Origin of the sequence: Streptomyces sp. NRRL WC-3549 (genome assembly GCF_000721935.1) — a bacterium.
In the GTDB taxonomy this organism is placed as follows: domain Bacteria; phylum Actinomycetota; class Actinomycetes; order Streptomycetales; family Streptomycetaceae; genus Streptomyces.
The window spans coordinates 45,771-49,504 of sequence record NZ_KL585426.1; the positions used below are offsets into that span (position 1 = coordinate 45,771).

The 3,734-nt window shown below is 70.4% G+C and carries 4 protein-coding genes and 1 pseudogene; all 5 read left to right on the forward strand.

The window, feature by feature from the left end:
• The coding region (locus tag IH13_RS0128595; protein ID WP_063837505.1) for an iron-containing alcohol dehydrogenase family protein at nucleotides 1–848 on the forward strand (848 nt) is incomplete at its 5' end.
• Nucleotides 826–1,605 (forward strand): CDP-alcohol phosphatidyltransferase family protein, encoded by a 780-nt coding sequence (locus tag IH13_RS0128600; RefSeq protein WP_082317748.1) that lies wholly within the window; start codon nucleotides 826–828, stop codon nucleotides 1,603–1,605. The genes IH13_RS0128595 and IH13_RS0128600, both read left to right, overlap by 23 nt.
• Nucleotides 1,606–1,613: 8 nt before the next feature.
• Entirely contained in the window at nucleotides 1,614–2,486 is an 873-nt protein-coding gene (locus tag IH13_RS0128605; RefSeq protein ID WP_420713406.1) for a glycosyltransferase family 2 protein, read from the forward strand.
• 100 nt (nucleotides 2,487–2,586) lie between these two features.
• Nucleotides 2,587–3,516 (forward strand): ABC transporter permease, encoded by a 930-nt coding sequence (locus IH13_RS0128610; protein ID WP_031088898.1) that lies wholly within the window; start codon nucleotides 2,587–2,589, stop codon nucleotides 3,514–3,516.
• Nucleotides 3,509–3,734 (forward strand): annotated as a pseudogene (locus tag IH13_RS0128615) (ABC transporter ATP-binding protein); the annotation flags it as partial. The gene IH13_RS0128610 and the pseudogene IH13_RS0128615, both read left to right, overlap by 8 nt.

Sequence of the window (3,734 nt, forward strand, 5' to 3'; positions counted from 1 at the left end):
TCGCCTCCGCGGTGCGGCTCGCCGACGGCATCAAGGGCAACCGGTACGACGCCGTCGTCGGCCTCGGCGGTGGCAAGATCATCGACGTGGCGAAGTACGCCGCGGCGCGCGTGGGCCTGCCCATGGTCGCGGTCGCGACGAACCTCTCCCACGACGGTCTCTGCTCCCCGGTCGCGACCCTGGACAACGACAACGGCCGCGGCTCCTACGGCGTGCCCACCCCGATCGCCGTGGTCATCGACCTCGACGTGATCCGGCGGGCCCCCGCCCGTTACGTGCGCTCCGGCGTCGGCGACGCGGTGTCCAACATCTCCTGCGTCGCCGACTGGGAACTCGCCCACGAGGTACGGGGCGAGGACATCGACGGGCTCGCGGCGGCCATGGCCCGGCAGGCCGGCGAGGCCGTGCTGCGCCATCCCGGGGGGGTGGGCGACGACTCCTTCCTCAAGGTCCTCGCCGAGGGGCTGGTCCTGACCGGCATCTCGATGTCGATCGCCGGTGACTCCCGGCCCGCCTCGGGCGGCTGCCACGAGATCAACCACGCCTTCGACCTGCTGTACCCGAAGCGAGCCGCCAGCCACGGCGAGCAGGTCGGCCTGGGCGCCTGCTTCGCCATGCACCTGCGGGGCGCCCGCGAGGAAGCGCGGCACATGGCGTCCGTCCTGCGCCGGCACGGTCTGCCCGTACGGGCGGAAGAGATCGGCTTCAGCGCCGACGAGTTCGTCCGGGCCGTCGACTACGCCCCGCAGACGCGCCCGGGACGTTTCACGATCCTGGAACACCTCAACCTGTCCACCGACCAGATCAGGGACGCGTACGCCGACTATGCACAAGCCATCCATAGCTGAACTCCGGCCGGTCGTGCACCCCGCGGGAGTGAAGGACCGGCGCAGCGGGGAGCACTGGGCGGGCCGTCTGTACATGCGCGAGATCTCGCTGCGCGTCGACCGGCACCTGGTGAACACCAGGATCACCCCCAACCAGCTGACCTATGTGATGACCGTCGCGGGTGTGCTCGCGGCGCCCGCCTTGCTCGTCCCCGGTATCCCCGGGGCGCTGCTCGGCGTCCTCGCGGTCCAGCTCTACCTGCTGTTCGACTGCGTCGACGGCGAAGTGGCCCGCTGGAAGAAGCAGTTCTCGCTGGGCGGGGTCTATCTGGACCGGGTGGCCGCCTATCTGTGCGACGCGGCGGTGCTGGTCGGCTTCGGCCTGCGCGCCGCCGACCTGTGGGGTCCGGGCCGCATCGACTGGCTGTGGGCCTTCCTGGGCACGCTCGCCGCGCTCGGCGCCATCCTGGTCAAGGCCGAGACCGACCTCGTCGGGGTCGCCCGTCACCAGGGCGGACTGCCGCCCGTCCAGGAGTCCGCGTCCGAGCCGCGCTCCTCCGGTATGGCGCTCGCCCGCCGGGCCGCCGGTGCGCTCAAGTTCCACCGGCTGATCCTCGGCATCGAGGCGTCGCTGGTCATCCTGGTGGTCGCCGTCCTCGACACGGTCAGGGACGACCTCTTCTTCAGCCGTCTCGCGGTCGCGGTCCTGGCGGGCATCGCCCTGCTCCAGACCGTCCTGCACCTCGTGTCGATCCTGGCGTCCAGCAGACTGAAGTGAGCTCCCCCATGAAACTCGGCGCGGTCATCATCACGATGGGCAACCGCCCCGCCGAACTGCGCGCCCTCCTCGATTCGGTCGCCCTCCAGGACGGCGACCGGATCGAGGTGGTCGTCGTCGGCAACGGCGCCCCGGTCCCGGACGTCCCCCCGGGCGTACGGACCGTCGAACTGCCCGAGAACCTCGGCATCCCGGGCGGCAGGAACGTCGGCATCGAGGCGTTCGGCCCCTCCGGCGCCGACGTGGACGCCCTGCTCTTCCTCGACGACGACGGGCTGCTTCCGAACACCGACACCGCCGAGCTCTGCCGGCAGGCGTTCGACGCGGACCCGGAGCTCGGCATCATCACCTTCAGGATCGCCGACCCGGAGACCGGGGCCACCCAGCGCCGGCACGTACCGCGGCTGCGCGCCTCGGACCCGATGCGTTCGTCGAGGGTGACGACCTTCCTGGGCGGCGCCAACGCGGTCCGCACCCGGGTGTTCGCCGAAGTCGGGGGGCTTCCCGCCGACTTCTTCTACGCGCACGAGGAGACCGACCTCGCCTGGCGGGCCCTGGACGCCGGCTGGATGATCGACTACCGCGCGGACATGGTGCTCAACCACCCCACCACGGCCCCCTCCCGGCACGCGGTCTACCACCGCATGGTGGCCCGCAACCGGGTCTGGCTCGCCCGTCGCAACCTGCCCGCCCCGCTGGTCCCCGTGTACGTCGGGGTCTGGCTGCTGCTCACCCTCGTGCGCAAGCCCTCCGGGCCCGCCCTCAAGGCGTGGTTCGGGGGCTTCCGGGAGGGCTGGACCACGCCCTGCGGGCCTCGCCGGCCCATGAGGTGGCGTACGGTGTGGCGGCTGACCAGACTGGGCCGGCCACCCGTGATCTGAGAGGCTCTCCTCTGAGACCATCAGCCGTAGACATATGTACGGGCTTCCCTGTCCGCCCCGGCCGCGCCCGCTGCGCACGTGAAGACGAGAGTTCTGACTTGTGAGTGACACGACCCATGACGGCGGGCTCGCGCTGAGCACCCCGCCGTCCGCCGACGACGGGCTGAGCGCGTCCCAGCTGGCCGCCAAGTACGGCCTGGCCGTGAGCGGTGCCAGGCCCGGGCTCTTCGCGTACATCCGGCAGCTCTGGGGGCGCCGGCACTTCATCCTGGCCTTCTCCCGGGCGAAGCTGACCGCCCAGTACAGCCAGGCCAAGCTGGGCCAGGTGTGGCAGGTGGTCACCCCCCTGCTGAACGCCTTGGTCTACTTCCTGATCTTCGGGCTGATCCTGGGGACCCGGCGGGGGATGACGCAGGACGTCTTCATCCCCTTCCTGGTGACCGGCGTCTTCGTCTTCACCTTCACCCAGAGCTCGGTCATGGCGGGGGTGAAGTCCATCTCCGGGAATCTCGGCCTGGTCCGCGCCCTGCACTTCCCGCGCGCCTCCCTCCCGATCTCCTTCTCGCTCCAGCAGCTCCAGCAGCTGATGTTCTCGATGATCGTGCTGGTGGCCGTCGCGGTCGGGTTCGGCAGCTACCCGGCGCTCTCCTGGCTGCTGGTGATCCCCGCGCTGGCCATGCAGTTCGTGTTCAACAGCGGACTCGCGCTGATCATGGCGAGGATGGGCAGCAAGACTCCGGACCTGGCCCAGCTGATGCCGTTCATCATGCGCACCTGGATGTACGCCTCGGGCGTCATGTTCTCCATCCCGGTGATGCTGGCGGACAAGCCGCGGTGGATCGCGGACGTACTGCAGTACAACCCGGCGGCCATCTACATGGATCTGGTCCGCTTCGCCCTGATCGACGGCTACGGCTCGGAGAACCTGCCGGACCACGTGTGGGCCGCCGCGCTCGCCTGGGCGCTCGTGGTGGGCGTCGTGGGCTTCGTGTACTTCTGGAAGGCAGAGGAACGGTACGGCCGTGGCTGAGGAATCGTCCAAGGGACACATCCCGACCGTGATCGCCGACGACGTGCACATCGTGTACCGGGTCAACGGGACGGGCGGGGGCAAGGGCAGCGCCACCGCGGCGCTGAGCCGGATCCTGCGCCGGGGCAAGGGGGAGCCGCGCGGCGTGCGCAAGGTGCACGCGGTGCGCGGGGTCTCCTTCACCGCCTACCGGGGCCAGGCGATCGGCCTCATCGGCA